This is a genomic window from Deltaproteobacteria bacterium, assembly GCA_016235345.1.
GTDB lineage: Bacteria > Desulfobacterota > Desulfobacteria > Desulfobacterales > Desulfatibacillaceae > JACRLG01.
On the sequence record JACRLG010000013.1, the window covers coordinates 155,867 to 181,666 of the forward strand.

The window sequence follows — 25,800 nt, forward strand, 5'->3', positions numbered from 1 at the left end:
GGCCTAAAGCCCGATGTCGGGGCTGTCGAGTTTGAACCATTTTTGCATGGTCTGTCGAAATTTTTCAAAGGATTTGTCCAGGCAGCCTGTAAGGGGGATAGTTTTGGCCAAGTCGTTGAAAATGGACGCTGACTGGGGTTTACGAACCTTTCGAAGGGCATTCGCCATGGCGTCTTTGGGCCTGTGTGGTTTTGGAGCGTCTTTAATCCAAAGCCCGGTATCGCTTACAAGCCATTCTTTCAATCCCATGCTTTGGCCCTTCCAACCAAGGCAGGTTTCGACTTTTCGGGAGTCAGACCACACCCATATTTCCAACTCAGGGTCCAATACAACCACAGCACTGCGCTTATCCCATCCGTTGGCGTTGAGGCGGTCTTCGACTTCCCGCTCAACAATTTCCTTTGATTTCTTCTTTGAAGGGTGCTCCTGGCCGCATCCTTCAAAGTCGAAGATTACAAGCGCGTGGGCGTATTGGCTTGAAAACTGCCTCAGAAATTCGTGGCATTTGCCGTAGCAACCTGAATCCCTGTTGGGGTGATTGATTATTTTGTATTTTATATTCCTGATGCCCATATCCAAAGGTCGGGACAACAATCCCTCCAAGGTAGCGTGGATATCTGCGTCTGCTGCGAGAATGATCAAATCGTTTTGTTCGGGGCTCATCCCAAAACACCCCCGGCAAACAGCTCCCCCAGATTGGTTTCCCCCTGCCACTCGCGCAGATTTGGATGACGGTCTCCGCGAACAATGTCAACGTAACCGGCTTTGGTCTTTGCAAAACATAAAACCTGCCTTGCTTCAGCCATGCTCAAAATTACAGGGGAATGTGTGGCCAAAAGGATTTGAGCGTCATAAACCGACTGCAAGGAGGCGAAAACCGCTTGCACCGCTCCTGGATGTATTCCGTTTTCAGGCTCCTCTATGAGGTAGACCCCCGAAAAATCCGGCATATATGCTATAATGGTTAGGGCAAGCATCCGAAGGGTGCCGTCGGAAAGCATCCATGACGGCGCGTCCAGGCCACTGTCGTATTTCACCATAATATAGCGGTGGCGGTCCTCTTCGCGCAGAACTGTGCGGATATCCACAATATCGGGAAGTGTGGAGCGAACGTGCCTGACCCAATCGGAAAACCTCTCCGGCGCCTCATCTTTTAGTTTCTGCACCACCCATGCGAGATTGGAGCCGTCCGGCTTGAACTGGCGGGCTTGTCCCGGAGGGCTTGCCCGCTTAATCAATTGGCTGTTCAGGACAATCTGCTGGACGCCTTCAGCAAGCAGGTTTTTCAGCCATGTGCTGACCGGAAGGTTGGATTCGTCTTCCGGTAGATTGCCAAGGGTGCTTCGCCTTGGCCCAAGCCGCATTGAAGGCTTCCAACCTTTGCCTTTTTCCTTGTATGTTTCGGAGTAATAGTTGTCATTTTTACCCAAAACTTTAGAAAAAACGGTTCTGAATTTCGGGTTTCTCACATGGCTCAAGATCGTACTGACATCAGGCGGCGCGTCCGGGAAAATTAATTTTTCCTGGGATATTGTTGGCAGCTCGTCATTTTTCAAAACACCGCGTTCCGCCAAAATACACAGTTCGCCATTTTCTGAAAGTCCGAATGAAATTTCATATCGTACTAGAGAAAAATCCATCTCCAAAATGGAGCGATACTTTTCCGGGATTTCCGATTCTATGGATAGCTCAAATCGATCACCCTTGCGGCCCCACACAAGATCGTGAAAATTGCTCGTCCTGTTATCGATTGCTGCATCTAATCCATCTCTTACAAGGTCTCCGAGAAACGTTACTACATCGAGAAACGTCGTCTTTCCGCTGGCGTTCTGGCCCACGAGAATTTGAAAATCATCAAGCCTGCAATCAATCTTTTTCAAGCATCGATAATTAAAGGCTTCAATCCGGCGGATCATCACTTTTCTCCGGGCAATGGAAACACGTGGAGGCGACCCGCCCCCTTCCTTTATCGATATAGCATAGCGGAACTCTCTAAAATATCAATAAATTTGATCGGGCTCACAGCCCGATGTCGGGCCTTGTGTGGTGGTCGAACCAGAGGGAGAAAAGGACGATGACCACGGAGACTATGCTTGCGCCGATCACCGAGGCAGGCACCGCCATGACGCCCATGTCCGCCCAGCTGGTGAGCGCCCCGTAAACGAGTACCATTAAGATGATCCAGCTCGCTATGTGCCAGGGCTCCAGGGTGGCCGCGATGCGCTTTCCCACCAGGACCTCCCAGCTTCGGCGGATTCTCGCCCTCTGGGCGCATTTGACGGCGAACGCCGCGTCCCGGTCGGTCATGAGCCGATAGCCCAGGTCCTGTTCACGCGCCGGGTCGAACTTCGCGCTTTTTCGGACTCTGCCGGTTCCTCGCTCGAACACCACGGTCTCGCCGCTCCTTCTGCCCCGGTCCCACCCGCTTTGCTGGGCTATGTCGCCGTTGTCGAAGCGGTCGATCCATGTTCCGTGCATTTTGCCTTCAAGAAAACTTCCCTGGCTCTGAATCTGGCCGTTTTCCCACCATTTGATCCAGGGGCCTTCCTGCTTTCCGGCCCGGTAGGAGCCTTCCATCAGCTTTTGGCCGTTTTTGTGGAAAAAGACCCAGGCCCCTTCCCGGCGTCCATCCAAAATCCGGCCCCTGGCGTAAACCGGGAAGCCCTTCCACACATCGAGGCCAAGCGGCCAGTAAATAACCTTTTCATAATCGGAAACAGGCATTTTAAATCAATGCCCCCCGTCCGTCTTTTTCACGCCCAGAAAGGCCGTGGCCGCCGCTCCGGCATAAAGCGCCGCCTCGAACACCCCCACGGCGATCCATGAATGACCAGCGAGCGCGTAGACGATCCCGCCGCCCACAATGGCCGGAACCCCGAAAACCACCAAAACCCCAAGCCTGCGTGACATGGCCTGACACCTTCTTTTATGTTTTTATTCGCCGCCCATTGCGGGCGGGACGCCCGCGCTCCCAGGAAACACCCGGATCGGCAACCCTTCTTTTTTATTCTTTTTCTAACCGCGACCTTGAGGGGCTTTCCAAAACGATGAGCTGCAAGGAAGGCGAGGAGGACGGGAAGGACGCGTACTAAAAGTACGCGACGCGCCGTCCTACGACGCCTGACACCGCAGATCGCGTTTTGGGGAGCCCCTCAGACGGCCTCAACGATCATCGCCATGCCCATCCCGCCGCCTATGCACATGGAGACCAGGCCGGTTTTGGCGTTTACCCGCTTCATCTGGTTGACAAGGCTCACCATCTGGCGCGCTCCCGTGGCCCCAATGGGATGCCCAAGGGAAATGCCGGAGCCGAGCGGGTTGGGCTTGTCCACCGGAATGCCGAGTTCCTTCATGCAGGCTATGGCCTGGGAGGCGAATGCCTCGTTAAGCTCTATCACGTCAATGTCGTTGATTCCCATTCCGGCGGCTGAAAGGGCCTTTTTGATGGCCGGTATCGGCCCTAAGCCCATGTAGGCCGGGTCGAGGCCCGCCGAGGCGAAGGACTTCACCTTCACGATGGGGGCAAGGCCCAAGTCCTTGGCCTTTTTCGCGCTCATGAGCAGCACCGAGGCCGCGCCGTCGTTGATGCCGGAGGCGTTTCCGGCTGTGACGGTGCCGTCCTTGGCAAAGGCGGGCTTCAACTTGCCCATTTTCTCCATGTCGGTGTCCATGGGGCGCTCGTCGGTGTCAACTATGACGTCGCCTTTTCTGCCCTTTATCACCACCGGAACGATTTCCTGGGCAAAGGTGCCGTTTGCGATGGCCGCCCTTGCGCGGGCGTGGGAAAGCACGCCGAGTTCATCCTGCTCCTTGCGGCTTATTTCATACAGGCGCGCTATGTTTTCGGCGGTGACGCCCATGTGGTAGCCGTAGAAGATTTCGTAAAGGCCGTCAAATACCATGAGATCGGTGATCTCGCCCGTTCCGGTTAGCTCCATGCGGTAGCCCCAGCGGGCCTTGGGAAGGGCGAGGGGCACGTTCGACATGCTCTCCTGGCCGCCCGCAAGCACAACCTCGCTCTGGCCGGTCATGATGGACTGGGCCCCAAGGGCTATGGCTTTCAGGCCCGACGCGCAGACCTTGTTCACCGTGAAGGCCGGCGTCTGGCGGCAGATGCCCGCCTTTATCATGGACTGACGGGCCGGGTTCTGGCCCTGGCCCGCGACGAGCACGTTGCCCATTATGACTTCGTCCACCGCCACCGGGGTCAGGGTCTGGTCCCAGTTGTAGGATTCCTTTTCAAGGGGAATCAGGCCGTTTTCCTGGATTTTTTCAGGAGCCGTGGCCAGCATCGCCCCTTCGGCCACAGGGCGGAGCCCGGCCCTTTTGAGGGTTTCCTTCAAAACAATGCTTCCAAGGCTTACCACGCCCACATCCTTCAGAACCCCGCCGAAGGAGCCGATGGCGGTTCTTGCGCCGCTTACGATAACTGCCTCGTTCATCTTGAACATCCTTTCATTTTTTATGAACCGGAAACCGGAATTCTCTCCTGCCGGTTTTAACCAGATTTGACAAAGGATGTAAAGAGCTTCAAAAAGGCTGGAGCCGGTCAAAAAGGGCGGGCGTTTCGGAGGAAGACCCATGTGCGTGTATTTTTTCGCGATAAACGTCAATCCGCGTTTTCCGGTCATTGTGGCCGGTAACCGGGACGAGTTCCTGGAGCGCGGCTCCAAGGCGGCGCATTTCTGGCCTTCGCCTCCGGACATGCTGGCGGGGCGCGACGAGAGGGACGGCGGGACCTGGATGGGAGTGAACAGAAAGGGCCGCTGGGCGCTTCTGACCAACTTCCGCGACCCGTCTTCGGTCAGGGCCGACCGGCCAAGCCGGGGAGGGCTGGTAACCGATTTTCTGTGCGGAGAAAAACCGCCCGAAGAGTGGCTTCTTTGCGTGGAGAAAGAAGCGGCCCAATACAACCCCTTCAATCTCGTTGCTGCCAGCGGGGCCGACATATTCTGGTTTTCAAGCAGGTTGACGGGGGTAAGGAGGCTAGGGGACAGCGTCCCGAAAGGTTGGAGCCCCTTTTCGACATGCTGGCTGACACGGAAACCGCGCCGGACGACAAACTGCCGGATACGGGCGTGGGGCTCGATTTCGAGCGGATTCTGTCGTCGGTTTTCGTGAAAAGCCCGGTTTACGGAACAAGGTGCTCCACCGTGCTTTTGATCGACCACAAAGGAGTTCTCACGTTTTCCGAGCGCACCTATAACAACTGCGGCCCCGGCGATTTCACCGGGGCCGCGTTCTCTTTTCGAACTCGAATCTGACGGGAATCAGCTTAAGCCTTGGGAATTGAAGTAAGCGCTGTAGCGCTTGTCCACTTCAGCTATATGGCTGAAGAGCCAATTTTTGAGAAAGAGCGCAACGTCGATGAGATCGACCCGCTCGCCGCGCGCTTCCTTGTCAAGATACTCCTGCACCCTGGCTTTGAGATTGTCGTGGGCCAGCTTGTGGGTGGCGTATTCGGGATACCCGTAGCTCTGCATCAGGCGTTCTTCGTCGGCCAGATGCGTCATGGTGTAGTTCACTATGCCCGAAAGCACCGAGGCCACGGTCTCGCCGCCCTTGAACTCCATCATCTTGTCGTAAACCTCGTCCAGCATGGTGAAGAGCCGCTTGTGCTGGTCGTCAAGCTGGTTGACCTTTACCGAGTAGTCGTCCTTCCAGATGAAAAAAGCCATGTACCATCCTCCTTTATTGTTGAAAACCAAACCCACCCGAAATTTTGTCACGCAAAATAATATTGATAATTAATCCTAAAGTCAAGGCCAAAATTTTCAATTCGCTTACCACCTGCACGGCGGCGGTCATCGGGCGTGGCCCGAATAAATCCGGTCGGGGTTATGTTTTTTAACGTATTTTGATACGTTGATACGAACCGGGATGTCGCCGCCATAATAATCTTCCGGATAATCCATCGGAACCAGAAGAGTGATGGATATTGTGCCGCTAGATAGCCACTCATAGTCAAAGGCCACTAATTTTTCCGTCTTTACGGTCCAGATTTTTCCGTCGTCAAGCCTTACGATTTCAGGACGGTCCGGCATACTTTCCATTTGCGGCAAAAAAACCGCATATTCGCCGGACGGGTTAATGGCTATTCGAGCCGATTCAGAATATTCGTTATCAGGGCCTTGATAGATAATCCCCCCGTCTATTCTGAAGACGGTAATCTGTGCGCAGCCCGTACCGCACCCGTTGACAAGCACAATTCTGCCGGTTTTGCTCCAGGTCCATGTTCCGCCAGCGCCGGGTTTCCACGTGTGAAGGGCTTTAAGAGTTTCAAGATCGTAAACGGAAATCCTGGTGGGGCTAAAATCCATGTGATGCACAAGGGCGCGTCTTCCATCGCGCGAAACGCTGAAATCGTAAATATTGTGGGGGTTGCGGAAACGGGTGAGGTTGAGCCATTTACCGTTCTTCCGAACATAAACCTGGCCCATGCCCCATTTATCCGTTCCCTCCTTCAGCCTGGGGCCGCCGGGTTTCGCAAGCGCTGATGCGGGAGAGGCAATAAGAAAGGCCAGCAAAAGGGCGCATAGCAGCAATCTTTTCATGGGCGCACCTTATTGTTGCCGACATGCGTTACATTATTCATCGCCAAGGCCCTCCGGGCCAAAACCAAATTTTGATTGCCCAAACCCATGATTGCCCAAACCCATTGACCTTAAGATAAGTTTACAGTATTTTCATGGCAAAGCACATCATTTAAGGCAAAGGGGCGGCCAGCCGGGACGCCCTTTGCAATCGGCCGGTACAACACCAAGCCCTTGGGGGAATCCTTATGCGGAAAATTATCGCGGTTGCGGCGATTCTGGCGTCCGTCATTCTTTTCACGAGCCCGTCCTTTGCCGGAAAGTCGGAGGGAACGGAGCGCATTTCAGACTCGGTGGCGGCATTCAACGATCTCATGGAAAGCGACGAAACGGCCATCCCCGAGGAAATCCTGGCAAAATGCAAGGCCGTGGCCATTTTTCCGGGCATGAAGAAGATCGGCTGGGGCATTGGGGCCATGCAGGGATTCGGCCTCGTCATGGCCAAGGACGAGAAGGGCGAGTGGAGCGCCCCGGCCTTTTTCCGCATCAGGGCCTTGAACACCGGGCTTCAGATCGGGGTCCAGGTGATGGACACGGTGATAGCCATCATGGATGAAAAGGGCCTCAAAAGCTTCATGAGCGGCGATTTCGGCGTGGGCGTGGACGCGGCGGTGGCCGCCGGGCCCGCCAAGAAGCGCAAGGAGGCCACTACCACGGCGGACCTTGAGGCAAATCTTTTAAGCTACTCCAAGGTTAAGCGCGGCCTGTACGCCGGGGTGGCCATAGAGGGCTCCCGCATCGTGTTTCAGGAGGACGACACCGCCGCCTTCTACGGCCAGAAACTGAAGGCATCGGAAATCCTCACGGAAAAGAAGGTCCCCATGCCCGGCGAGGCCAAGCCCCTGGCCGAAGCCCTGACCAGGGCCGCCAAGCCGCCCGCCAAGGAGGAAAAACCGGAAGCGAAAAAATAAGCCGGAAGCCCGGAAAGGCCCGGCGCACCACGCGCCGGGCCTTTTGCCCTTCCGGTTCGCCGGTCGCGTCAAAAAAAAGACGCACTGCGTCAAAAAAATTTTCCAATTCTGTTGACAATGACTCTTATCTTGCTCTATTATTCAAGTATGAAGTTGGGGGGCTGTGCCATCATAATGGGCTCTATAAGCCGGCAACAAGGAATGCCGGGACAACACTGCGTCAAAACCGTCTTTTTTTCGCACCGGGAAAATTCCCTGGAACTCTTTTCTCTTCCGAAATCGAAAAAACGCACGCAATATTTTAGATACGAAACGTGCTGATCCGTCTTTTCAAGGAGACCGTTCCCGGTACGATTAGGGCGTGATGCTCGTGCCACTGCAACCCCCTCGAGGCTTAAGCGCCCCGACCGGAAGAACGAAAAGTTCACTCCTTCCCGTCAACGCGAACCCCGGCCCGGAACAAGGTTGTCCCACACGACGACGCTTTTTTGGGACATGCCCTGATGGCCGCAACCAAGCCTTCATAAAACCAGTCTTACGGTTTTACGCCTCCGTTTTGCACGCTCCGATTCCGTAAGTCCGAGAAAGCCTCTTTCCGCGCCCTACTCCTTTTTCAAAGAAGGCGGCGGAAAACGGCGCAAGGGCCGGACTTGAAAAGGGCCTTGCGCCTTCCTCGAATCCGCCGGAGCAGCCGTGGCAGGCCGAATTTGACGGTCGTGCAAAAACCTTTCGGGGCTTTTTTGCGGGCTCACGGAATTTGCCGGAGGCGCAACAAGGCTTTTGAAAAAGCCGCCAATCTTGACTTGCACTTTTTGTGAAGCCGTCATAAATCCGACCGGTCGGTCGATAATCTGTGATTGTTTTCACCAGGCGGCTAAGAAGGCGTCGGTCCATTATTTTTCAAAAGCGTCCCCGCGCAGGCCCGTTTCAGGGACCAATGCCGGTGCGACGCCCTTATTCAAGGAAATCCCCTTATCGTAAAAGCGAAAAGGTTTCTACATAACACGCCTACAACCCAAGGAAACGACAATGGCTCCAGACAAGCTCGAGGTAAGCAACTTAAACCTCGCCTCACTCAAAAACAAAAAAATCGCCGATCTCAACAAGATGGCCAAGGAATTCAACGTTGAGAACGCCTCCGGAATGCGCAAGCAGGACCTTATCTTCGCCATACTCCAGGCCCAGACCGAAAAGAACGGCGTGATCCACGGCGAGGGCACCCTTGAAATCCTGCCGGACGGCTTCGGCTTTCTGCGCGCCCCGGATTACAACTACCTGCCCGGCCCGGACGACATCTACGTCTCCCCAAGCCAGATAAGGCGCTTCAACCTGCGCACCGGCGACACCGTGAGCGGCCAGATACGCCAGCCCAAGGAGAGCGAGCGCTACTTCGCCCTTTTGAAGGTGGAGACGGTCAATTTTGAAGACCCGGACGTGTCGCGGGAAAAAATCCTCTTCGACAACCTGACCCCCCTCTACCCCGAACGCCGCATCCAGTTGGAGCGGGGCTACGACAACTACTCCATGCGCATCATGGACCTTCTGACCCCCATCGGCTTCGGCCAGCGCGGGCTCATCGTCTCGCCGCCCCGAACCGGCAAGACCATGCTTTTGCAGAACGTGGCCAACTCCATCGTGGCCAACCACAAGGAGGTCTTCCTCATCGTGCTCCTCATCGACGAGCGCCCCGAGGAAGTCACGGACATGCAGCGTTCCGTCGAGGCCGAGGTCATAAGCTCCACCTTCGACGAACCGGCCCAGCGCCACGTCCAGGTGGCCGAGATGGTCATCGAAAAGGCCAAGCGCCTGGTGGAGCACCAGAAGGACGTCGTCATCCTTTTAGACAGCATCACCCGCCTGGCCCGCGCCTACAACACCGTGGTTCCGCCTTCGGGCAAAATCCTTTCGGGCGGCGTGGACTCCAACGCCCTGCACAGGCCCAAGCGCTTTTTCGGCGCGGCCCGAAACGTGGAGGAGGGCGGCAGCCTCACCATCATAGCCACCGCCCTGGTTGACACCGGAAGCCGCATGGATGAAGTCATCTTCGAGGAATTCAAGGGCACCGGCAACATGGAGCTTCAGCTCGACCGCCGCCTTGCCGACAAGCGCACCTTCCCGGCCATAGACATCAACCGCTCCGGCACCAGGAAGGAGGAACTCCTCCTTAGCCCCGAAGTCCTGAATCGCGTGTGGATACTGAGAAAACTCCTCACCAGCCTCAATCCGGTGGACGCCATGGAATTTTTACTTGATAAAATGCGCGGAACAAAAGATAATGAGGAGTTTTTGCGTTCGATGAACCAGTAGCGAGCGCCGCATAAGGCAGAAGAAAGAAGAATCCGGCCTTAAGGCGGGCTTTCGATCATTTAAAGGAGAAGCAACATGAAAGACGGCATCCACCCCAACTACAAGCCCACCTCCATCCGCTGCGCCTGCGGCGCAACGATTGAGACCGGCTCGGTGATGGACAACATCAGCGTGGAAATCTGCTCACAGTGCCACCCCTTTTTCACCGGCAAGCCGAAACTGATCGACTCGGCCGGGCGCATCGAGCGTTTCCGCCGCAAGTACGCCAATTTTCAGGCACCGGAAAAAAAGTAGAGTTTTTTTCCTCAGTTTCGATTCCGCCGGGGGCGCAGGGGCTGTTTCCGAAAAAAATTTGTGGCACCGAGGTTGCGAATTCGCCCCGCCGACAAGGCGCGTCTGCTTGCGGAATACTTAACGTATTTCGCAAGGAGCGCTGGCACAGTCGGAGGGGATGAAGGCGCAACCGAATGCAAAAGTTTTTTCGGAAACAGCCCCTAATACGCCTTCCGGCGGAATTGTTTGTTTTTACTGGTCATTAAAAATCGGCGCTGATCCATGCTCGAACGACTGCACGGGGTAGAACAGAGATTCATGGAGGTGGAGGGGCTTCTCTCCGACCCCAAGGTGGTGTCCAACCTGGAGACCTACCAGAAATACGTGCGCGAGCACTCCGAGCTTCAATCGGTGGTGGAGGCTTACCGGGGCTACAAGAAAATCCTGAATGATCTCGACGACGTGCGGGAGCTTTCAAAAGACCCGGACCCGGACATCAAGGAAATGGCCAGGGACGACTTTGACCGCTTAACCAGCCTGAAGGCCGCAGCCGAACAGGAACTCACCCTGCTTCTTCTGCCCAAAGACCCCAGCGACGAGAAGAACGTATTCCTGGAAATACGGGCCGGCACAGGGGGCGAGGAGGCGGCGCTTTTCGCGGCGGACCTTTTCAGGATGTACGCCCGCTACGCGGAAACCAAGGGCTACGGCGTCGAAATCATGAGCTCCTCCGAGGCTGAACGGGGAGGCTTCAAGGAAATCGTGGCCATGATTTCCGGAAAAGGGGCCTTTTCCACCTTCAAGTACGAGTCCGGCACCCACAGGGTTCAGCGGGTTCCCGCAACCGAGGCCCAGGGCCGCATCCACACCAGCGCCGTCACCGTGGCGGTCCTGCCTGAGGTTGACGACGTGGATGTCAAAATCGACCCTACCGAGCTTCGCATAGACGTTTACCGTTCCCAGGGCGCTGGCGGCCAGCACGTCAACACCACGGATTCAGCCGTGCGCATCACCCACCTGCCCACCGGGCTCGTGGTGACCTGCCAGGACGAACGCAGCCAGCACAAAAACAAGGCCAAGGCCATGAAGGCTCTGCAGGCAAGGCTCTACGACCAGGAACTCGGCCAGCAGACGGCGGCCCAGGCCAAGGACCGCAAGACCCAGGTGGGTTCGGGCGACCGAAGCGAGCGCATCCGCACCTACAATTACCCCCAAAACCGTATCACCGACCACCGCATCGGCCTTACCCTCTACAAGCTGGACGCCATCATGGAAGGCGACCCGTCCGAGTTCGTCTCGGCCCTTGCCACCCACCACCAGGCCCTGGCCCTGCAAGCCGGAAGGTAAGGCCGCCCGCCATGACCCGGACCAGCGAAACTTGGACGGTCGGCAAGGCCCTTCAATGGACGGCGGGGTATTTTTCCGAAAAGGGCGTTGACAGCCCGCGCCTCACCGCCGAAGTACTGCTCGCAAAAATCCTTTCCCTCACCCGCACGCAGCTTTTTCTGCGCTTTGACCAGCCCCTCACCGCCGTAGAGCTTGCCGACTTCAAAAACATCATCAAACGGCGCGCAAGCCGCGAGCCTCTGGCCCACATAACTGGCGAGCGCGAGTTCTTCTCCCTGCCCTTTTCCGTTTCGCCCGATGTATTGATACCCCGGCCTGAAACCGAAATGCTCGTTGAAACCGCCCTTTCGGCAATGGACTCCATGAAGGACCTCGCCCCGATGTCTGTTCTGGATTTGGGAACAGGAAGCGGCGCGATAATCTGCGCCCTTGCCTGGGAAAGGCCCGGAAACGCCTTTACCGGCCTGGACAGAAGCGAAAAGGCCCTTTCAGTGGCCAGGAAAAATGCGGAAAAGCTCGGCCTCGGCCATATCCGGCTCCTTGCGTCGGACTGGTTCTCGGCCCTGCCCGTCGGCGAAAAATTCCACGTGATCGTCTCGAATCCGCCCTATATTCCGTCAAGGGTGATTCCCACCCTTAGCCCGGAAGTCTGCCGCCACGAGCCTGTCTCCGCCCTGGACGGCGGCCCGGACGGCCTGGACGCCATACGCGCCATCATTTCCCGCGCGCCGGAGTTCCTGCATCCGGGCGGATGTTTGATCTTCGAGATAGGCTTTGACCAGAAGGAAGCCGCCACAGCCCTTTTCACCGAATCGGGCCGTTTCGGCGAACCCGAATTCGTAAAGGACTACGCCGGGCATTTCCGGGTTGCGAAGGCACGGATCAAAGGTCAATAAAAAAAGTCCCCGGACGGATTTAATCTCCGTCCGGGGACTTTTTTATTCGTGAAGCGTTGAACAAGCGATATGGCTACTCTTCCTCTCCCCTTACTTCGGGCATGAGGAGGTCGGCCAGGTCTGGGCCGAGATAGGTGCGCTCGTTGGGCCCAAGGCAGCCCATTGAAAGGCAGATCAGGGTCCACAGATGCAGCACGTGGTAATGGCCCTCGTAGTGCTCGCTTAAGTCATGAACCTGGGCGTGGCAGTTGTGGCAGGGCGTTATGCAGTAAGTCGCGCCCGTGGCCTTTATCTGGTCGTCCTTCAGCTTGCCGTACTGGCGGCGCTCGTCCGGGTAGCCGCTCTGGAGGAATCCGCCACCGCCGCCGCAACAGTAGTTGTTGCTCTTGTTGGGGCTCATGTCCACGAAATTTTCCTCGCCCACAACGGCCTTCACCACGAACCTCAAATCATCGGCAACGGGGTCGCCGAAGGTCTTGCGAACAAGCTGGCAGGGGTCCTGCACCGTGAACTTGACCTTCAAGTCCTTGTTCCAGTCGGAATTGACCGGCAGTTTGCCCTCACGAATCCACTGGGCGTAATACTGGATGATGCTCTTGATCTCGAAATTGAAGGGAATCTTGAATTTTTGCAGTCCAGCCCGGACCGCGAAGAGTTCGTGCCCTCACTCGGTGTTGAGCCAGACCTTGCAGCCAAGGTCCTCCACGGCCTTGGCTTTTACTTCCACTATGTGTTTCCAGGACTCGTTGTCCGCCATGAACAGGCAGTAGTTCTCGGCGGCCCAGCCCTTGGTGCCGTAGGTCCAGTCTGCGCCCACCTTGCTGAGTATCTTCCACAGGGGCACCATCTCGTCCGGCTCGGTGACGGGCTCGCGGGAGTTCTGATTGAGGAAGAATTCGGCGCCCTGTTTGTTGAGCGGTGCCTCCAGTTCCTCCCAGCCAACCTGGGTTGCCCGGACTTCCTCCAGGATGTCGTTCACCACGAACTCGAAGTCCTCTTCCGTGGCTCCCATGGCCGAGCAGGAGTCGTTCCGCAAGGCCATGTCGCAGGAGCCCAGGATGCCCTTGGGCCTCGTCTCGCGGGGCCAGGACCCGCGCACGTTGAAAACGAGCTGGGGAATGTTGATCTTCATGGGGCAGGCATGGATGCAGCGCATGCACATGGTGCAGTGCCACGCCCAGGGATGGGTGGTGAGTTCCTCGTCAAGGCCCAGGGCCGCCATGCGAAGGAACTTCCGGGGGTCCATGTCCCCTATGCCCGTTGCGGGGCACCCGGACGAGCACAGCCCGCAGGTGAGGCAGGCGTCCAGGTTTCCGCCTTCGGGAAGAATCTGTTTCACCATGTCCATGAAAGCGCTCTTGCGCTTTTTGCCGATTTTTACGACCTGATTCGTCATCCGTCGTCTTCCTCCGTTTCCGTTTCCGCATACATCCGGCGCATGAACCCAAGGCCGGGCAAAAATCCGGGTCAATCTATACGGATGAAAGGATGCTGTCAAGAATAGTTATAACAAGTATCGGTTGATATACGATTTTCACGGGGCGGCGGGGACGGGAAAATGGGACGGATCTGCCCTCAGGCAAGGGAGATGAGATTTTTTTCCGAATCGAAAATCATGGGCCGGAAATCCGAAACAAGGCTCAAGGACGGGTTTTGGGCGATTTCACCGGCAAGGCCCGCCGAAACCTCCAAAATATCAAGGTGTGCGGTGTCTTTTATCCTGACCAGGCGCACTTTTTGAGGATCGTCGCAGCCGCAGGTTTCAAGGCAGGCGGAAAGGGCCTCGGAATCGGTGTCGAAATGCATGGGCACCGCCGCCTTTTCCGGGGAAATGGCCGCAAGGGCGTTCAAGTAGGTTTTTTTCCTGTCGATGGCGGCCACAAGCCGTGATGTGGTGAAATCAGCAAGGCCGATTCCGTTGGCGTTCCCGCCCGATTTTTCCGAAAGCTCCCGTACAAATATGCGTTTGGGGCGGGGAGAAACGTTGAAATCGCCGGTCAGGTCCCGGTGCCTGCCCGTGACGTTGGAGTCCATGCCGATGCCCGAAATGTCCTTTCCGATGCGGTCTATTACAAGGATATCGAGCTTATCGAAGGGAACGCGGGGAAGAAGGGCGTAGGCCTCCTTTAACAGCGATTTTTCGCCTTCAACCAGGTTTTCGGGCAAAAGCGGGTGTGCGCCGGAGAGCTTTCCGAAGCCGTCCTCCAGAAGCGCCAGGCCGAAAAGAAGGGGGATTTTTTCCAGGATGAGGCAACCGGCCCGCTCGATAATCCCGAACCCAAGGCCCGCCGCCGCCCTGTGAAGGGCCGCCGCGCCTTTTTCCTTGCCAAGGCCGATGGAAAGCATCTTCAAAAGCCCGCTTTCGATGGGCAGGGTGAACTTGGTGTGGGGCTTTATGCGGTTGATGATGACCACGTGGTCGGCGGAAAGGGCGTCTTCGGAAAAAAACACCGGGCAGCCGGGGCCAAGGCGGCCAAGCTCCCTCACCCCCATGCCCGCCCGCACCGGAACCGCCATTCCCGCAGCCTTCACGCCCAGGGATTCCAGCACCTCGATCTGGCCTTCCGGCGTGGCCCCCCCGTGGCTGCCCATTGCCGGGACCAGAAAGGGCGAAAGGCCCAGGTCGCGAAGGAACTCCACCGTTTTTGCGACAATTTCGCCGATCCGGTCGATGTTCCGGCTTCCCACTCCCACGGCAACCGTTTGGCCCGGCCTTACAACAAGATTTTCCCTTATGGAAAAAAGGGCCTTTTCCACGGCCTCAAAGGCGTCCAAATCCGCCGCCTTGAAGAGGCTCTGCCCCACAAGCGCCGTTTCGGGAAAACGGATTTTTTGTATGCCGTGGCTCACGGTCCATCCCTTGCCGCGCGGTTTACAATCCTTCAGGCGAAAAAAGGCGGGACGCCGAACCACAGCCCGGAGCCCCGCCTTCCGAAATCAAAAAAACCGACCCGCCGCATTTTCTTGGAAATTGCCTTGCAATCACCGTTCTAAACCGCAAGCCTTAAGCAGGCTGGGTAAAAACGATGAAAGGGGAAGCGCGAGCCGAGCGGGAGATGCGATGTGCACAGTCATGCACGGCTCGCGCCTGACACAGCAGTTCGCGTTTTTACACAGCCTGCCTAAGTTTCTTCTATGGTGATGGCACCCTGCTCGCAAACTTCCACGCAGCTTTCGCAGCCGAGGCACTCGTCGGCCTGGACGGCCACGGATTTTCCATCCTGCATTTCGTAAACGTCAACGGGGCAAACGTCCACGCACTCCTCGCAACCTACGCACTTGTCATGATCGACGATGGGATTGAAAGCCATGAGACTGTCTCCTTTCTGGGGTTGTCAAAAAACGCCTTGCGCGTTCTTCTAATGTGAAAGCCTTTCAAGTCTTTTTCAAGGCTGTTGGAAACCGGCAAAATTCGGCCTTGGCTTGGTTATAACAACAAATCCGGCGAGTCAAGGTTGAATTGCATGAAGATGCCAAAGGCGTTCGGAATACACCGCCAAGCGGCCCTGTGGCCGACAGCGATGCATTCGCCTCTGCTGCGGGGGGTGATTGTCAGACGATTTCGACGCGGGTGAGAAAATCGCGCAGCTTTTCGACGTAGTCGGAAATCTTCTGGCTGTTTTTGCGGGCGGCGGCGTCTTCGATCACGGCTCCCAGGCGGCTTATTGCCTCGAATCCGAAGGCGTTGCCTTCGCCCTTCATGCGGTGGCCAAGGGTGCGCACCGTATCGAAATCCGAAGAGCCGAGGCAAACCATCATGGTGTCGGCGCTTTTCGCCAGTGTTTTCAGATATTGGGGGGCCAGCTCCTCCAGATCGGGGTTGACCCAGGCCAGAATGGGCTCGTCCCCGCCGATTCCGAGGGTGTCCATTATGCGGTCGACCTCCTTTTTGGGGGCGACCGTCTTCTTGCCAAGTATTTGATGCAAAAGCATGGTGAGCAGGGAGTTCTTCTTGATGGGCTTGGCCAGGAGGGCGTCGAAGCCGGTGTCTATGTAGCGCACCTCGTCGTCTTCCTTGGCGTCGGCTGTCATGGCTATGATGGGGGTCTTCTTCTCCCGGTTCTCCTTCTCCCACTTCCTTATGAGACTTAAGGCCTCATAGCCGTCCATCACCGGCATCTGCATGTCCATAAGGACCACGTCGAAGGGCTGGGCCATGAACTTTTCCACGGCCTTGGCCCCGTTTTCCGCGATGTGGATGCGGCAGGGGGTGTTTTTGAGATAGGCCCGTATGACGAAGCGGTTGGTCTCGGAATCCTCCACCAGAAGGATGTCTATGGGCGGCAGGCCCTCGCCGTCGTCGGCCTCGCCGCTCTTGTCGCCCCTTTCCTGGCGCACGGCGCTTCGCAGCACGCTGACCGCCTGGCCCTTTTTGAGGGGCTTTTTGAGAAAGTGGTGGATGCCGATTTCCCGCGCCCGTTCCACATCCTCGTGGGTGGCGGAAAAACCCAGAACCAGAACCGCCACGGGGCAGAGATGCTCGATCTTTATGATTTCGGCGGCTTCCAGCCCGTCCATGTCCGGCATGGTGCGCGAAATGAGCACGGCGTCAAAGGGCCGGGGGAGCATCCAGGCGTCCTTGAGAAGCGTTATGGCGCTCTGAGCGTCCTCCGCCTCGGTCACCCGCGCTCCGGCCTCGTTCAAGGCTTCCTTCAAAAGGTTGCGGCTCTTGGTGTCGTTGTCCGCCACCAGTATGGAGAGGTCCTTCAAGGGGGAGGAGGGCGAAGCGGCTTCGGCGCTTTTTTTCTGGCGCTCCAGAAAGGTGGTGAAACACAGGGCGCAGCCGCCGCTTTCGTTGTTTTTGGCGAATATGGTTCCGCCCATGAGTTCCACCAGTTGGGCCGCGATCCTTAGCCCCAGGGCCTGGTCGCCCGCGCCCGACTGGGCTTCGCCGCCCATGCGCGCGAAAAAGGCGAAAAGCGCCGCGACGCTTTCGGTGGGGAGCCTTCCCTCGGCGCATTCCACGCAATACTGGACGCCTTCGCCCGAATCCTTCCTCAAGGGGTCCTTCACGGGCTGTACCGAGACCGAGACCTCGCCCACGGGGGCTATGCCGAGAATGGCTGCGGTGACGTTGACCAGGACCTGCCTCAAGTGGAAGGGGTCGCCCAGAAGGTTGTGCGGGGTGTTTGGCATCACCTGGCAGAGAAGTTCCAGGTTTTTCTCGTGGGCCTTTTCCGCCATGGCCTCGCAGGTCTTTTCCACCAGTTCCAGAAGATTGAAGGGGATCTTTTCCAGTTCCAAGGTTCTGGCCTCCGCTTTGGAAAGAACCAGCATGTCGGCCACCAGGGTGAGCATACGCTCTCCTGCGGCCTTTAGGGTTTCCACGTATTCCCGCTGGGTGGGGGCAAGCTCCGTGGCAAGGAGAAGCTGGCCCATGCCCGTCACCGCGTTCATGGGGGTGCGCATCTGGCGGCCCAGGTCGCCCAGAAAGGTGCGGGTGGCCCGATGCCGGGCCTCGGCCTCTATCCTGGCCTTTTCCAGCTCCTCGGCCCGCCGACGTTCCGTGGCGTCCTCAAGGGAGCCTTCCAGAAGGGCCAGAAGGCCGCCCTCGTCGTAAACCGCCCTGGCCGAGATGTTACCGTGGCGAAGGGAGCCGTCGCTGGTTAGAAAGCATGTCTCGAAACCTGAAACCGAGCCTTTAGCCGAAATCTGGCGAAAAAAGTCCTCGCGCTTTTCCGGGGCCGCAAAAAAGGCCAGGGGGAAGTCCTCGACCCGTGAGATCAGTTGATCGGCTGATTCATAGCCCATGAGGCGCGCCATGGCGGGGTTGGCCGAAAGGATCCTGCCGTCGCCCGCGCACTGGAAAATGCCTTCCACCGCGTTTTCGAAAATGCCCCTGTATTTCTGCTCGGCTGCCTTCAGGCGGTCGACTGCGGTCTTTTCCTCGGTGAAATCGACCGCCATGCCCTCTATGTTTTCGCCGTGGTCAACGAGCCTTGCGGAAAAGCGAATCCAGAAGGTGGTGTTGTCCTCGCGGTAGAACAGGGCCTCGAAGGAATCCACCGTGCCTTTTTCCAGAAGCAGGCGTTTCAGTTCCTCGCGCTGTTCCGGGTTGACGTAGCGTTCCGAGCCCAGGCGGATTTCCGGGACCACATCAGAGGAGGCGAAACCCAGCATTCTGGCGAAACGGTTGTTACACGTGATAATCCGGCCTTCGGGAAAGGTGGTCTTGTAAAGGCCCACCGTGGCGTCGCCGTAGAGCTTGCGGAACTCCTCCTCGCTCTGGGAAAGTGCGGCCTGGGCGGACCTTCGCTCCTCGATTTCGGTGGTGAGCCTTTGGCGCGACTCGTGGAGCCTGGCGGTCATGTCGTTGAACACGGCGGCCAGCTCGCCGGTTTCGTCGCTGGTCATCACCGGGACCCGCATGGACAGGTCGCCTTCCGCGACCCTCCGCGCGGCCTGGGTGAGGCCCGCTATGGGCGAGGCAAGACGGCGGCCCAGCAAAAGCCCCAGCACCACGGCCAGAAGCATGGTGAAGGCCAGGACGAAAATAGCCCGGACACGGAAAAGGATCAGGCTTTCGAGGATGGAGCCCGCCGCTATATCGACTCCGATGATGCCTTCCCGGCGGCCCTGGGCGTCGTAAAAGGGAGCGTAGCCGGAAAGCCAGGTTCCCCGCTTATCGGCGTAGAAGCCGTTTTCCACCAAAGGCTCGGCAAGGGTGTCGAAATTGCTTATAAGGGCCTTGCTCGCGGTCTTGTAGACCTCGCCTATGTGGGCCATTTCGCCTGATCGAGTGGTTGCGTCCACCACGAAGACGATTTCGCCCTTTTCATTTTTCCGCATGGTGCGGACATGGCGCACCTCGGTTGCGCGGCCCCGGACCCGCTGGAGGGATTCCCGAATCCTGCGGTACTGGTCGGTGCTTTCCTGGGACGGATGGGTGAGGAGCGCGTGGGCCTCGGCGTCCACCAGAAGAGCGGACACGGCGGCCACGTCCCTCAAGCGCACCCGGATGTCCTCTTTAAGGCGGCCCCTGACTTCGGAATAGAGGGCATAGGTCAGCATTGCCGCTATGAGGGTGGCGAACACCGCAAATGACGCCGCCAGCTTGATGGTCAGGGAGACGGTGCGCTTTTTCCCTGCTTGTTCTTTGGCCATTGCCTTCTTGTCCGCCCGGTCTTTTTGAAGTTCTCCCCCCGCTATCCTGTTATAATAACCCCATTGCCCTTGTTTGGCAAAGACTTTTGTAACGCGCTGCGTCGCCAAGGGCCTGGGGGAGAGACAGAGGATACGACACCTGGTATTAAACAATAAAAGATGGCCGGGATAAAGAAAATAATTCATCCTGCAGGCTCCGGGCGCAAGGGGGCGGACAAATGCCGGCGAGGACGTCTGGGGCCTTGTTTCCCGGCCTTCCGGCGTGATACCATAATTTCAGCCGAAGCTCGCAGGCTCCGGGCCGAATCGAGTTTCGGATCGTCGGCAAACCACAAAGCGGAGTTTGGGTCCGGCGGTAAATTTTCACGCGGAGAGAGCTGGATGAAATCGATCTTGTCAAGAGGGGCGTTCCTTGCTGTGGCGATACTTTGTCTTGTATTGACCGCCGACTCATTTCCGGCGACCGGGGCGGCCGGACGGGTGGAGGAGGCCTCAGGCTCTGTGTGGGTGGAGCGCGGCGGCGGCAGGAGGGCGATCGGCCGGTCAGCGGCCATCCATTACGGAGACACCCTCATAACCGGCAAGGACGGCCGGATCCGCTTCACCCTTACTGACGCGGGCTCCTTCACCCTAGAATCCGACACCAGTGTCAGCATCGACGAATTGTTCGAAGAGGCCGAGGACGAGCCGATGGTGCTGCGGATGGCGGCAGGATACCTGTGGGCCAGGGTCAGCCGCCTGTCGTCTTCGCCGAGGCGCCTTGAAATCCACACGCCCACGGTCATCGCCGGTGTGCGCGGAACCGAGTTCGAGCTCGCCGCAGCAGCAGATGGCAGCGCGGCGATGGCTGTGGACGAGGGTTCCGTCGAAATGGCCGTGGATGGGGAGACCTTGTTGGTGGACAAGGGGTCAATGGCCGAGGTCGATGCAGATACCGGGAAAGGCTCCCTGGCCCCCGCACCGGAAAGACGACGGCGGGACTGGATGGCCTGGCGGGCGGAGCGGGCCGTGCGGCTTCCGGACCGGCTTCCCATGGTCATTGAACGCGCCGCCGCCAAGGTGAGCCGCATGGAACGGGAGCTTTCCGTCCTGGGCGGGTCGGTGTTCGGCAAGGCTGATGACCTGGCAGGGGCCTTGGAGGATACCAGGGCCGCTTTAGGAAAAAAAGGAAGCAAGGCCGCTCTCAGGCAGGCTCGGCTTGCGGCCGGCAAGGCCGGACTGGCGCTTCGCCGGGAGGTCCGGGCCTATAGGCGCGCTTTGAACCGCCTGCGCGTGGATGTGAATTTTGCGAGGACCCTCGAACACTCCCTGGAAACCGCCGGAGACCGGGTGCCCCCTGAAACAGCCGCCCTGTTGCGCGGCAGGCTGGCGGAGACATTGCAGACCGGAGACCGCCTCATCCTGGAAGCGAGGCAGTTACGGGAACGGGTGATAGGGCTCTTCCGCAGCCTGTACCGCACAACCGGGGGGCAGGCGACGGATAAGAGGCCCGCAGGCAAGAAAGCCGGGGCTGCTCCCCGATAAGGGCGGAGCCTAATCATGAGTCATCAGGGCCGCCCTTCCCGAATACAGCGCAATGCCCTGTTTCCGGCTGATGTGGAGGGATGCCTCCATAATTTTTGTTCCCTCCGTCAAAGGTTCGAACATCCGGCACGGCAATTGCTTCATTTCTGCAAGGCGGGTTCCGCCTCCGGTCGACAATCTTCAACGGGCCGCACATGGCCCGAATTAACTCAAACGGAGGAGATTTATGGGTTCGGCAGAAAATTTCGTCAAGGCCCGCGATTTTCTCATCGAAAACCGCGAAAACTACGAAGCGGCCTACAAGGGGTTCAAATGGCCCGTAATGCCGCAGTTCAACTGGGCGCTGGATTTTTTTGACAGGGAGGCTTTGGGCAACGACGGCGTGGCCCTCTGGGTGGTGGAGGAATCGGGAGCCGAGACCAGGCTCACCTTTGCGGAGCTTTCCGGGCGCTCCAACCGGGTGGCCAACTTTTTGAGGCGGCTCGGCGTAAAACGCGGCGACCGCATTCTGATCATGCTCCCGAACGTGACGGCTTTGTGGGAGATCACCCTTGCCGCGATAAAACTCGGCGCGGTGGTGGGCCCGGCCACAACGCTTCTGGCCGAGGCGGACCTTGCCGACCGGATAGAGCGCGGCGGAATGCGGGTCGTCGTGACGGACCCGGACGGTGCCCCCAAGTTCGACGGGATTCCCGGCGACTACACCAGAATCATGGTGGGCGGGAGCCTCGACGGCTGGATCAGCTTTGAGGACGCCTTCAGGGAGGACGCGGGTTTTTCGCCGGACGGCCCCACCGGCTCCTCCGACCCCTTCCTTCTCTATTTCACCTCCGGCACCACGGCCAAGCCCAAGATGGTGCAGCACTCCCACGCAAGCTACCCGGTAGGCCACCTTTCCACCATGTACTGGGTGGGCCTGAAACCCGGCGATATCCACTTCAACATCAGCTCCCCCGGCTGGGCCAAGCACGCCTGGAGCTCCTTTTTCGCGCCCTGGAACGCCGGGGCCACGGTCTTCGTCTACAACCAGGCCCGGTTCGACCCCAAAAAGACCCTTTCGGTCATCGCCCGCTCGTGCGTCACCACCCTCTGCGCCCCGCCCACCGTGTGGCGCTCCTTCATCCTTGAAGACCTGAAATCCTACCCGGTGAAGCTGCGCGAGCTGGTGGGCGCGGGCGAGCCCCTGAACCCGGAGGTCATCGATCAGGTGAAGGCCGCCTGGGGGCTCACCATAAGGGACGGCTACGGCCAGACCGAAACCACCTGCCAGGTCGGAAACTCGCCCGGGCAGCCGGTGAAGCCGGGCTCCATGGGCAGGCCCATGCCGGGCTACGCCATAGCCCTTGTGGACGTGGAGGGGAAAGAGGCGGACGAGGGCGAGATAGGCATCCGCCTGAACCCCGCGCCCGTGGGAATCATGACCGGCTACCTGGATAACCCGGAGCGCACCAGCGAGCTTCTGGACGGCGATTATTTCCTCACCTCGGATGTGGCGGGCCGTGACAAGGAAGGCTATTTCTGGTACGTGGGCCGGGCCGACGACGTTTTCAAAAGCTCGGATTACCGCATAAGCCCCTTTGAGCTGGAAAGTGCCTTAATCGAGCACGAATGGGTGGCCGAGGCGGCGGTGGTGCCGAGCCCGGACCCCATCAAACTTTCGGTTCCCAAGGCTTACGTGATGCTGAAACCCGGAATCGAGCCTTCCAAAGAAACCGCCTTTGCGATACTGAAATTTTTGCGCGATAGGCTCGCGCCCTATACGCGGGTGCGCAGGATCGAGTTCGCGGAGCTTCCCAAGACCATATCGGGAAAAATAAGGCGGGTGGACTTAAGAAAGGCCGAGGAGAGCGGCCGTTCGAGGGATGTGCGCGGAAAGCTGGAATTCTGGGAGAGCGATTTTCCCGATCTCAAGGCATGATGAATGATGGCCGTCCAACCGGGGAAGCGCCCGCTTCCCCGGTCGGAATGTACGTCAGACTTTCCGCTCCTCCGCTGTCGCCTCGCCGGTCAGCATCTTTCCGAAAAGGCGGGAGAGGCTCATAATGGTAAGCGAAGGCGGCACCCCCGGCGAGGACGGGATCACCGAGCCGTCGCACACGAAAAGGTTTTCGACGCTTGTGGAAAAGTTCCGGTCCACCGCCTCGCCCATGGCCGCAGTGCCGCCCGGATGCCCGCCTATGGAGGGGGCCACGGCTATTTCGCTTCTTTTGACCCCCGCCTTCATCAATATTTCGATGGAAAGGTCCGTGGCCCGCTTCATCCGGCGGATGTCGTTTTCGGTGAAAGGCTTGGAGATGGCCTCGTCCGCGTCTATTGAGCCCATGTGGTCGTCGGCCAGCTTCACGAAAAGCCCTATGCCGCGACGCAGTTTCGGGAGGCGCGGCAGGTTGTGGCGCATTATGTTGGCCCGCATGAAGGCCGTCATGCCCACGGCCTCGGCGGAGATGTTGCCGATTATGAAGCCCTCGGTTTCGGCAAGGCTTTCAATGGCGTGGGTGAAGCTCATTTCCCTCCACGCCCCGCCCGCCAGCTTATCCGCGTAGCCCACGATTATGTTCATGGGGTCCATGTAGAATTTTCCGCCCACGCCTTTGATGCCCGAACGCTTGAGAAGGGCCGGTGTCCCCACCCCTCCGGCGGACACTATCACCTTTTCGCTGCGGATGGTTTCGCCGTTTTTGAGGACCACCCCGCCCGCCCTGCCCTTTTCGATGAGCACCTTTTCCACCGGGGACGAGACCATGAGCTCCGCGCAGCTTTTCACGGCCTGATCCACGAAGACCCTGGTGGTCCACTTCGCGCCGTGGGCGCAGCCCAACATGCACCAGTCGCAGCCCACCACGCATTTGTCCGGGTCTATGAACTTATCTTGGGGCTCGAAATGAAGGCCCATTTTGTAGGCGGCCTCACGCACCCTGTTTCCGCCGTGGGCGTGGGTGAAAAAGCGCTCCGGGAGCGTGTTCACGCCGATTTCTTTTCTCAGTTCCGCCACTTCCAGCGAAAAATCGAGCCCCATCTGTTTGTAAAGGCGATCGGGCGGGGAAAACACGTTGGAGTTGTAGATAAGGGAGCTTCCGCCCACAGTGATGCCGCGAGCCACGTAAACGCCCTCCTTTGACCGGCAGAAAAGGCCCATGCCGTGCATTATCCGTGGACCGAAGGGAAAGCCAAGGCCCTTTTCGTGCCGGGCTCCGCGCTCCACCATGAGAACCTTTTTCCCGGCCCGCGCCAAAGCCCGCGCCACGGGCGCTCCGCCGGGGCCTGTTCCCACGATTATGTAGTCGTATGCCATGTTCCGCCTCCAGTTGTTTTTACGGCAGGTGAAGGGCAGACAAGCGGTTGAAGTAATTGTATAATCTTGCGTAGGTTGGGTGGTTCCGCGCGAAGCGCATGTTCATCCAACACCCTATATTCATTATACAATTGTTGGGTGAACCCTCGCCTTGCGGCTGAGCGTCCAGGCAGCCGGTTGCCAGAGCCTGCCATAGTGTAGCCAACCGGCAAATATTTTACAATCGGAAAATTTAATTGCCGATAAAATTTTATCTATTTTCGCCGACCCTGCCTTTCAGGTTCACCACCGTCTCGAAAAAGGCCTGGAGCCTCGTTGCGTGCTGGCCGCTTCCGCCGCCGTAAAGCTCGCGCTCCAGACTTAAAAAGGGGACCTGCCTTTTTTGGGCCTCGGATTTCTGGATGAAGATTTCACCGCCCCACAGGTCGCAGAACATGAGCTTTTCGGCAAGAACCGCGTCCGCGCCTGTTTCCTGAAGGGTGCGGTGGAGCCATTCGATTCTTCGCCCTGTCTCGTCTATCATGCGGGGGCAGGCTATGCGGGTGAGATACCGGGCCGCGATGGCCTTTACGGGGTCGCCGGTTTCGTTCACCTCGCCCTCGAAAAGCCTGCTTCCAAGGCAGAGGTTGTCGGCAACGATGGCCCCGCCCGCCTCCTCGATGAGCTTCAGATGATCCACGTCCTCCATGCACCCGCCCACCAGAACCAGGCGCACGGAAAAATTCCTTGAAACGTCGCGTCCATCAAGGGCTGTAAGGCATTCCTTCAGAAGCGCCACCGCGTTTTCGGGCGGAAGGGCCGTTACCGCAAGGGCTATGGACAGAAACTCGGAGCCCGTGAGCGCCGCCGGGCTCGCGGCGCGCATGGAGGCGATCTGCGCCAAAAGCCTTCGCTTTTCGTTGAAAAGGGCGATGGAGCTTGAAAGGGCGGAATCGGTGATGGAGGTTTTAAGGTGATCCTCCAATAGCTTCGCCAAAAGGCGGCATTCGGATTCGTACTGGGCAAGAGCGGTGGGGCCGGCCTTGTGGGGAACGGCCATGAGGTGCAGGAAATCGCCGCTTCTGGCGTCCCGCCAATTGTCGTACATGCGGCGGGAGTGGTCGCAGCCGTTCATGAAGACCATGCCGGAGAGGAAATCGCAGGCCCCGGAAAGCACGCGGTCGAAAACGTGGCGGACAAAGGAGCAGTTGCGCGCCCCGTAATAGGCGTCGGCCCGGACCGTGCTGCGGCTTCCCACGGCCCGAAGGCGATAGGGGATCGCACCGGCGGCGTGGATGATCTCCTCCGGCACGTAGGAGCAAAGGTAGCCCACAACGGGCCGCCCGTCGGCCCTTATGGCCTCGTTCTCGATGGCTCCCGCGATTTTTTCCACGTCTGATGGAAAGTTCATCATGGACGGTTCCTTACCATATTTAGAGCTTATTCGTAAATAAGCCCTGCCTTTCGTGAGGCGATTATTGCCGCAGCCAAATGACAAAGGGCCAAGTAGGAGTCGGTGAGTTTTTCATACCTGACCAGTAGTTTCCTGAAACGGTTGAACCATGAGTGAGAGA

General features: G+C 58.2%; 23 protein-coding genes. 9 read left to right on the plus strand and 14 right to left on the minus strand.

What is annotated here, in order from left to right:
- Nucleotides 1-3: 3 nt before the first annotated feature.
- From HZB23_06825 to HZB23_06845, 5 genes are all read right to left on the minus strand, one after another.
- Nucleotides 4-663, minus strand: coding sequence for a hypothetical protein (locus tag HZB23_06825; GenBank protein MBI5844364.1), 660 nt, complete (start codon nucleotides 661-663; stop codon nucleotides 4-6).
- Nucleotides 660-1,916, minus strand: coding sequence for an AAA family ATPase (locus tag HZB23_06830; GenBank protein ID MBI5844365.1), 1,257 nt, complete (start codon nucleotides 1,914-1,916; stop codon nucleotides 660-662). Before HZB23_06830 ends, HZB23_06825 begins: the two co-directional genes overlap by 4 nt.
- Before the next feature lie 103 nt (nucleotides 1,917-2,019).
- Complete coding sequence (locus tag HZB23_06835) at nucleotides 2,020-2,724, minus strand: hypothetical protein (protein ID MBI5844366.1); 705 nt, start codon at nucleotides 2,722-2,724, stop codon at nucleotides 2,020-2,022.
- Between the two features lie 6 nt (nucleotides 2,725-2,730).
- Complete coding sequence (locus tag HZB23_06840; protein MBI5844367.1) at nucleotides 2,731-2,910, minus strand: hypothetical protein; 180 nt, start codon at nucleotides 2,908-2,910, stop codon at nucleotides 2,731-2,733.
- Between the two features lie 242 nt (nucleotides 2,911-3,152).
- A complete protein-coding gene (locus HZB23_06845; protein ID MBI5844368.1) occupies nucleotides 3,153-4,442 on the minus strand; it encodes an acetyl-CoA C-acetyltransferase in 1,290 nt (429 codons plus the stop codon).
- 145 nt (nucleotides 4,443-4,587) lie between these two features.
- Here HZB23_06845 and HZB23_06850 point away from each other — a divergent pair, with 145 nt between their 5' ends.
- Both HZB23_06850 and HZB23_06855 read left to right on the plus strand, forming a co-directional pair.
- A complete protein-coding gene (locus HZB23_06850; GenBank protein ID MBI5844369.1) occupies nucleotides 4,588-5,121 on the plus strand; it encodes an NRDE family protein in 534 nt (177 codons plus the stop codon).
- Complete coding sequence (locus tag HZB23_06855; protein ID MBI5844370.1) at nucleotides 5,028-5,264, plus strand: NRDE family protein; 237 nt, start codon at nucleotides 5,028-5,030, stop codon at nucleotides 5,262-5,264. Before HZB23_06850 ends, HZB23_06855 begins: the two co-directional genes overlap by 94 nt.
- A 6-nt stretch (nucleotides 5,265-5,270) precedes the next feature.
- On the opposite strand, the gene HZB23_06860 is transcribed toward HZB23_06855, so the two are convergent.
- Both HZB23_06860 and HZB23_06865 read right to left on the minus strand, forming a co-directional pair.
- Nucleotides 5,271-5,678: a hemerythrin family protein gene (locus HZB23_06860; GenBank protein ID MBI5844371.1), complete on the minus strand. Its 408-nt coding sequence runs from the start codon at nucleotides 5,676-5,678 to the stop codon at nucleotides 5,271-5,273.
- 126 nt (nucleotides 5,679-5,804) lie between these two features.
- On the minus strand, nucleotides 5,805-6,440 hold the full coding sequence (locus HZB23_06865; protein MBI5844372.1) for a hypothetical protein: 636 nt from the start codon (nucleotides 6,438-6,440) through the stop codon (nucleotides 5,805-5,807).
- A gap of 341 nt (nucleotides 6,441-6,781) precedes the next feature.
- Between HZB23_06865 and HZB23_06870 the strand changes: the two genes are divergently transcribed.
- The 5 genes from HZB23_06870 to prmC all read left to right on the plus strand — a co-directional run bounded on the left by HZB23_06870 (nucleotide 6,782) and on the right by prmC (nucleotide 12,327).
- Complete coding sequence (locus HZB23_06870; GenBank protein ID MBI5844373.1) at nucleotides 6,782-7,504, plus strand: lipid-binding SYLF domain-containing protein; 723 nt, start codon at nucleotides 6,782-6,784, stop codon at nucleotides 7,502-7,504.
- A 1,029-nt stretch (nucleotides 7,505-8,533) separates the two neighbouring features.
- Nucleotides 8,534-9,811 carry a transcription termination factor Rho gene (gene rho / locus HZB23_06875; protein MBI5844374.1) on the plus strand — a complete coding sequence of 426 codons (1,278 nt, stop codon included), beginning with the start codon at nucleotides 8,534-8,536 and terminating at the stop codon, nucleotides 9,809-9,811.
- Nucleotides 9,812-9,886: 75 nt separating this feature from the next.
- Nucleotides 9,887-10,105 (plus strand): 50S ribosomal protein L31, encoded by a 219-nt coding sequence (gene rpmE, locus HZB23_06880; protein MBI5844375.1) that lies wholly within the window; start codon nucleotides 9,887-9,889, stop codon nucleotides 10,103-10,105.
- Between the two features lie 261 nt (nucleotides 10,106-10,366).
- A complete protein-coding gene (gene prfA, locus HZB23_06885; protein ID MBI5844376.1) occupies nucleotides 10,367-11,431 on the plus strand; it encodes a peptide chain release factor 1 in 1,065 nt (354 codons plus the stop codon).
- Between the two features lie 11 nt (nucleotides 11,432-11,442).
- Nucleotides 11,443-12,327, plus strand: a complete 885-nt coding sequence (gene prmC, locus HZB23_06890; GenBank protein ID MBI5844377.1) for a peptide chain release factor N(5)-glutamine methyltransferase — start codon at nucleotides 11,443-11,445, stop codon at nucleotides 12,325-12,327.
- A 73-nt stretch (nucleotides 12,328-12,400) separates the two neighbouring features.
- Here the strand turns inward: prmC and HZB23_06895 are convergent, their stop codons facing one another.
- The 4 genes from HZB23_06895 to HZB23_06910 form a co-directional block, all read right to left on the minus strand.
- The gene (locus HZB23_06895; protein MBI5844378.1) at nucleotides 12,401-13,723 is read right to left on the minus strand and encodes a (Fe-S)-binding protein; all 1,323 of its coding nucleotides are present in this window, start codon (nucleotides 13,721-13,723) and stop codon (nucleotides 12,401-12,403) included.
- 179 nt (nucleotides 13,724-13,902) lie between these two features.
- Complete coding sequence (locus HZB23_06900) at nucleotides 13,903-15,165, minus strand: DUF362 domain-containing protein (protein MBI5844379.1); 1,263 nt, start codon at nucleotides 15,163-15,165, stop codon at nucleotides 13,903-13,905.
- 284 nt (nucleotides 15,166-15,449) lie between these two features.
- Nucleotides 15,450-15,638 carry a 4Fe-4S binding protein gene (locus HZB23_06905; protein MBI5844380.1) on the minus strand — a complete coding sequence of 63 codons (189 nt, stop codon included), beginning with the start codon at nucleotides 15,636-15,638 and terminating at the stop codon, nucleotides 15,450-15,452.
- Between the two features lie 241 nt (nucleotides 15,639-15,879).
- Nucleotides 15,880-19,431, minus strand: coding sequence for a response regulator (locus tag HZB23_06910; GenBank protein ID MBI5844381.1), 3,552 nt, complete (start codon nucleotides 19,429-19,431; stop codon nucleotides 15,880-15,882).
- A 381-nt stretch (nucleotides 19,432-19,812) separates the two neighbouring features.
- Between HZB23_06910 and HZB23_06915 the strand changes: the two genes are divergently transcribed.
- Together HZB23_06915 and HZB23_06920 are read left to right on the plus strand one after the other, a co-directional pair.
- Nucleotides 19,813-20,955, plus strand: coding sequence for a FecR domain-containing protein (locus HZB23_06915; protein ID MBI5844382.1), 1,143 nt, complete (start codon nucleotides 19,813-19,815; stop codon nucleotides 20,953-20,955).
- Nucleotides 20,956-21,181: 226 nt separating this feature from the next.
- Nucleotides 21,182-22,873: an AMP-binding protein gene (locus tag HZB23_06920; protein MBI5844383.1), complete on the plus strand. Its 1,692-nt coding sequence runs from the start codon at nucleotides 21,182-21,184 to the stop codon at nucleotides 22,871-22,873.
- A gap of 54 nt (nucleotides 22,874-22,927) precedes the next feature.
- Here the strand turns inward: HZB23_06920 and HZB23_06925 are convergent, their stop codons facing one another.
- The 3 genes from HZB23_06925 to HZB23_06935 form a co-directional block, all read right to left on the minus strand.
- Nucleotides 22,928-24,247, minus strand: coding sequence for a GMC family oxidoreductase (locus HZB23_06925; GenBank protein ID MBI5844384.1), 1,320 nt, complete (start codon nucleotides 24,245-24,247; stop codon nucleotides 22,928-22,930).
- 250 nt (nucleotides 24,248-24,497) lie between these two features.
- Nucleotides 24,498-25,640 carry a 2-hydroxyacyl-CoA dehydratase gene (locus tag HZB23_06930; GenBank protein ID MBI5844385.1) on the minus strand — a complete coding sequence of 381 codons (1,143 nt, stop codon included), beginning with the start codon at nucleotides 25,638-25,640 and terminating at the stop codon, nucleotides 24,498-24,500.
- 26 nt (nucleotides 25,641-25,666) lie between these two features.
- Nucleotides 25,667-25,800 (minus strand): transposase (locus HZB23_06935; GenBank protein MBI5844386.1); only part of this gene is annotated, 134 nt, incomplete at its 5' end.

Excerpts from the sequence above, each read along its gene's own strand:
- HZB23_06825 (MBI5844364.1), bottom strand. The coding sequence starts at position 663 with ATGAGCCCCGAACAAAACGATTTGATCATTCTCGCAGCAGACGCAGAT.
- HZB23_06830 (MBI5844365.1), bottom strand. The coding sequence starts at position 1,916 with ATGATCCGCCGGATTGAAGCCTTTAATTATCGATGCTTGAAAAAGATT.
- HZB23_06835 (MBI5844366.1), bottom strand. The coding sequence starts at position 2,724 with ATGCCTGTTTCCGATTATGAAAAGGTTATTTACTGGCCGCTTGGCCTC.
- HZB23_06840 (MBI5844367.1), bottom strand. The coding sequence starts at position 2,910 with ATGTCACGCAGGCTTGGGGTTTTGGTGGTTTTCGGGGTTCCGGCCATT.
- HZB23_06845 (MBI5844368.1), bottom strand. The coding sequence starts at position 4,442 with ATGAACGAGGCAGTTATCGTAAGCGGCGCAAGAACCGCCATCGGCTCC.
- HZB23_06855 (MBI5844370.1), top strand. The coding sequence starts at position 5,028 with ATGCTGGCTGACACGGAAACCGCGCCGGACGACAAACTGCCGGATACG.
- HZB23_06860 (MBI5844371.1), bottom strand. The coding sequence starts at position 5,678 with ATGGCTTTTTTCATCTGGAAGGACGACTACTCGGTAAAGGTCAACCAG.
- HZB23_06865 (MBI5844372.1), bottom strand. The coding sequence starts at position 6,440 with ATGGGCCAGGTTTATGTTCGGAAGAACGGTAAATGGCTCAACCTCACC.
- HZB23_06870 (MBI5844373.1), top strand. The coding sequence starts at position 6,782 with ATGCGGAAAATTATCGCGGTTGCGGCGATTCTGGCGTCCGTCATTCTT.
- rho (MBI5844374.1), top strand. The coding sequence starts at position 8,534 with ATGGCTCCAGACAAGCTCGAGGTAAGCAACTTAAACCTCGCCTCACTC.
- rpmE (MBI5844375.1), top strand. The coding sequence starts at position 9,887 with ATGAAAGACGGCATCCACCCCAACTACAAGCCCACCTCCATCCGCTGC.
- prfA (MBI5844376.1), top strand. The coding sequence starts at position 10,367 with ATGCTCGAACGACTGCACGGGGTAGAACAGAGATTCATGGAGGTGGAG.
- prmC (MBI5844377.1), top strand. The coding sequence starts at position 11,443 with ATGACCCGGACCAGCGAAACTTGGACGGTCGGCAAGGCCCTTCAATGG.
- HZB23_06905 (MBI5844380.1), bottom strand. The coding sequence starts at position 15,638 with ATGGCTTTCAATCCCATCGTCGATCATGACAAGTGCGTAGGTTGCGAG.
- HZB23_06910 (MBI5844381.1), bottom strand. The coding sequence starts at position 19,431 with ATGGCCAAAGAACAAGCAGGGAAAAAGCGCACCGTCTCCCTGACCATC.
- HZB23_06915 (MBI5844382.1), top strand. The coding sequence starts at position 19,813 with ATGAAATCGATCTTGTCAAGAGGGGCGTTCCTTGCTGTGGCGATACTT.
- HZB23_06920 (MBI5844383.1), top strand. The coding sequence starts at position 21,182 with ATGGGTTCGGCAGAAAATTTCGTCAAGGCCCGCGATTTTCTCATCGAA.
- HZB23_06925 (MBI5844384.1), bottom strand. The coding sequence starts at position 24,247 with ATGGCATACGACTACATAATCGTGGGAACAGGCCCCGGCGGAGCGCCC.
- HZB23_06930 (MBI5844385.1), bottom strand. The coding sequence starts at position 25,640 with ATGATGAACTTTCCATCAGACGTGGAAAAAATCGCGGGAGCCATCGAG.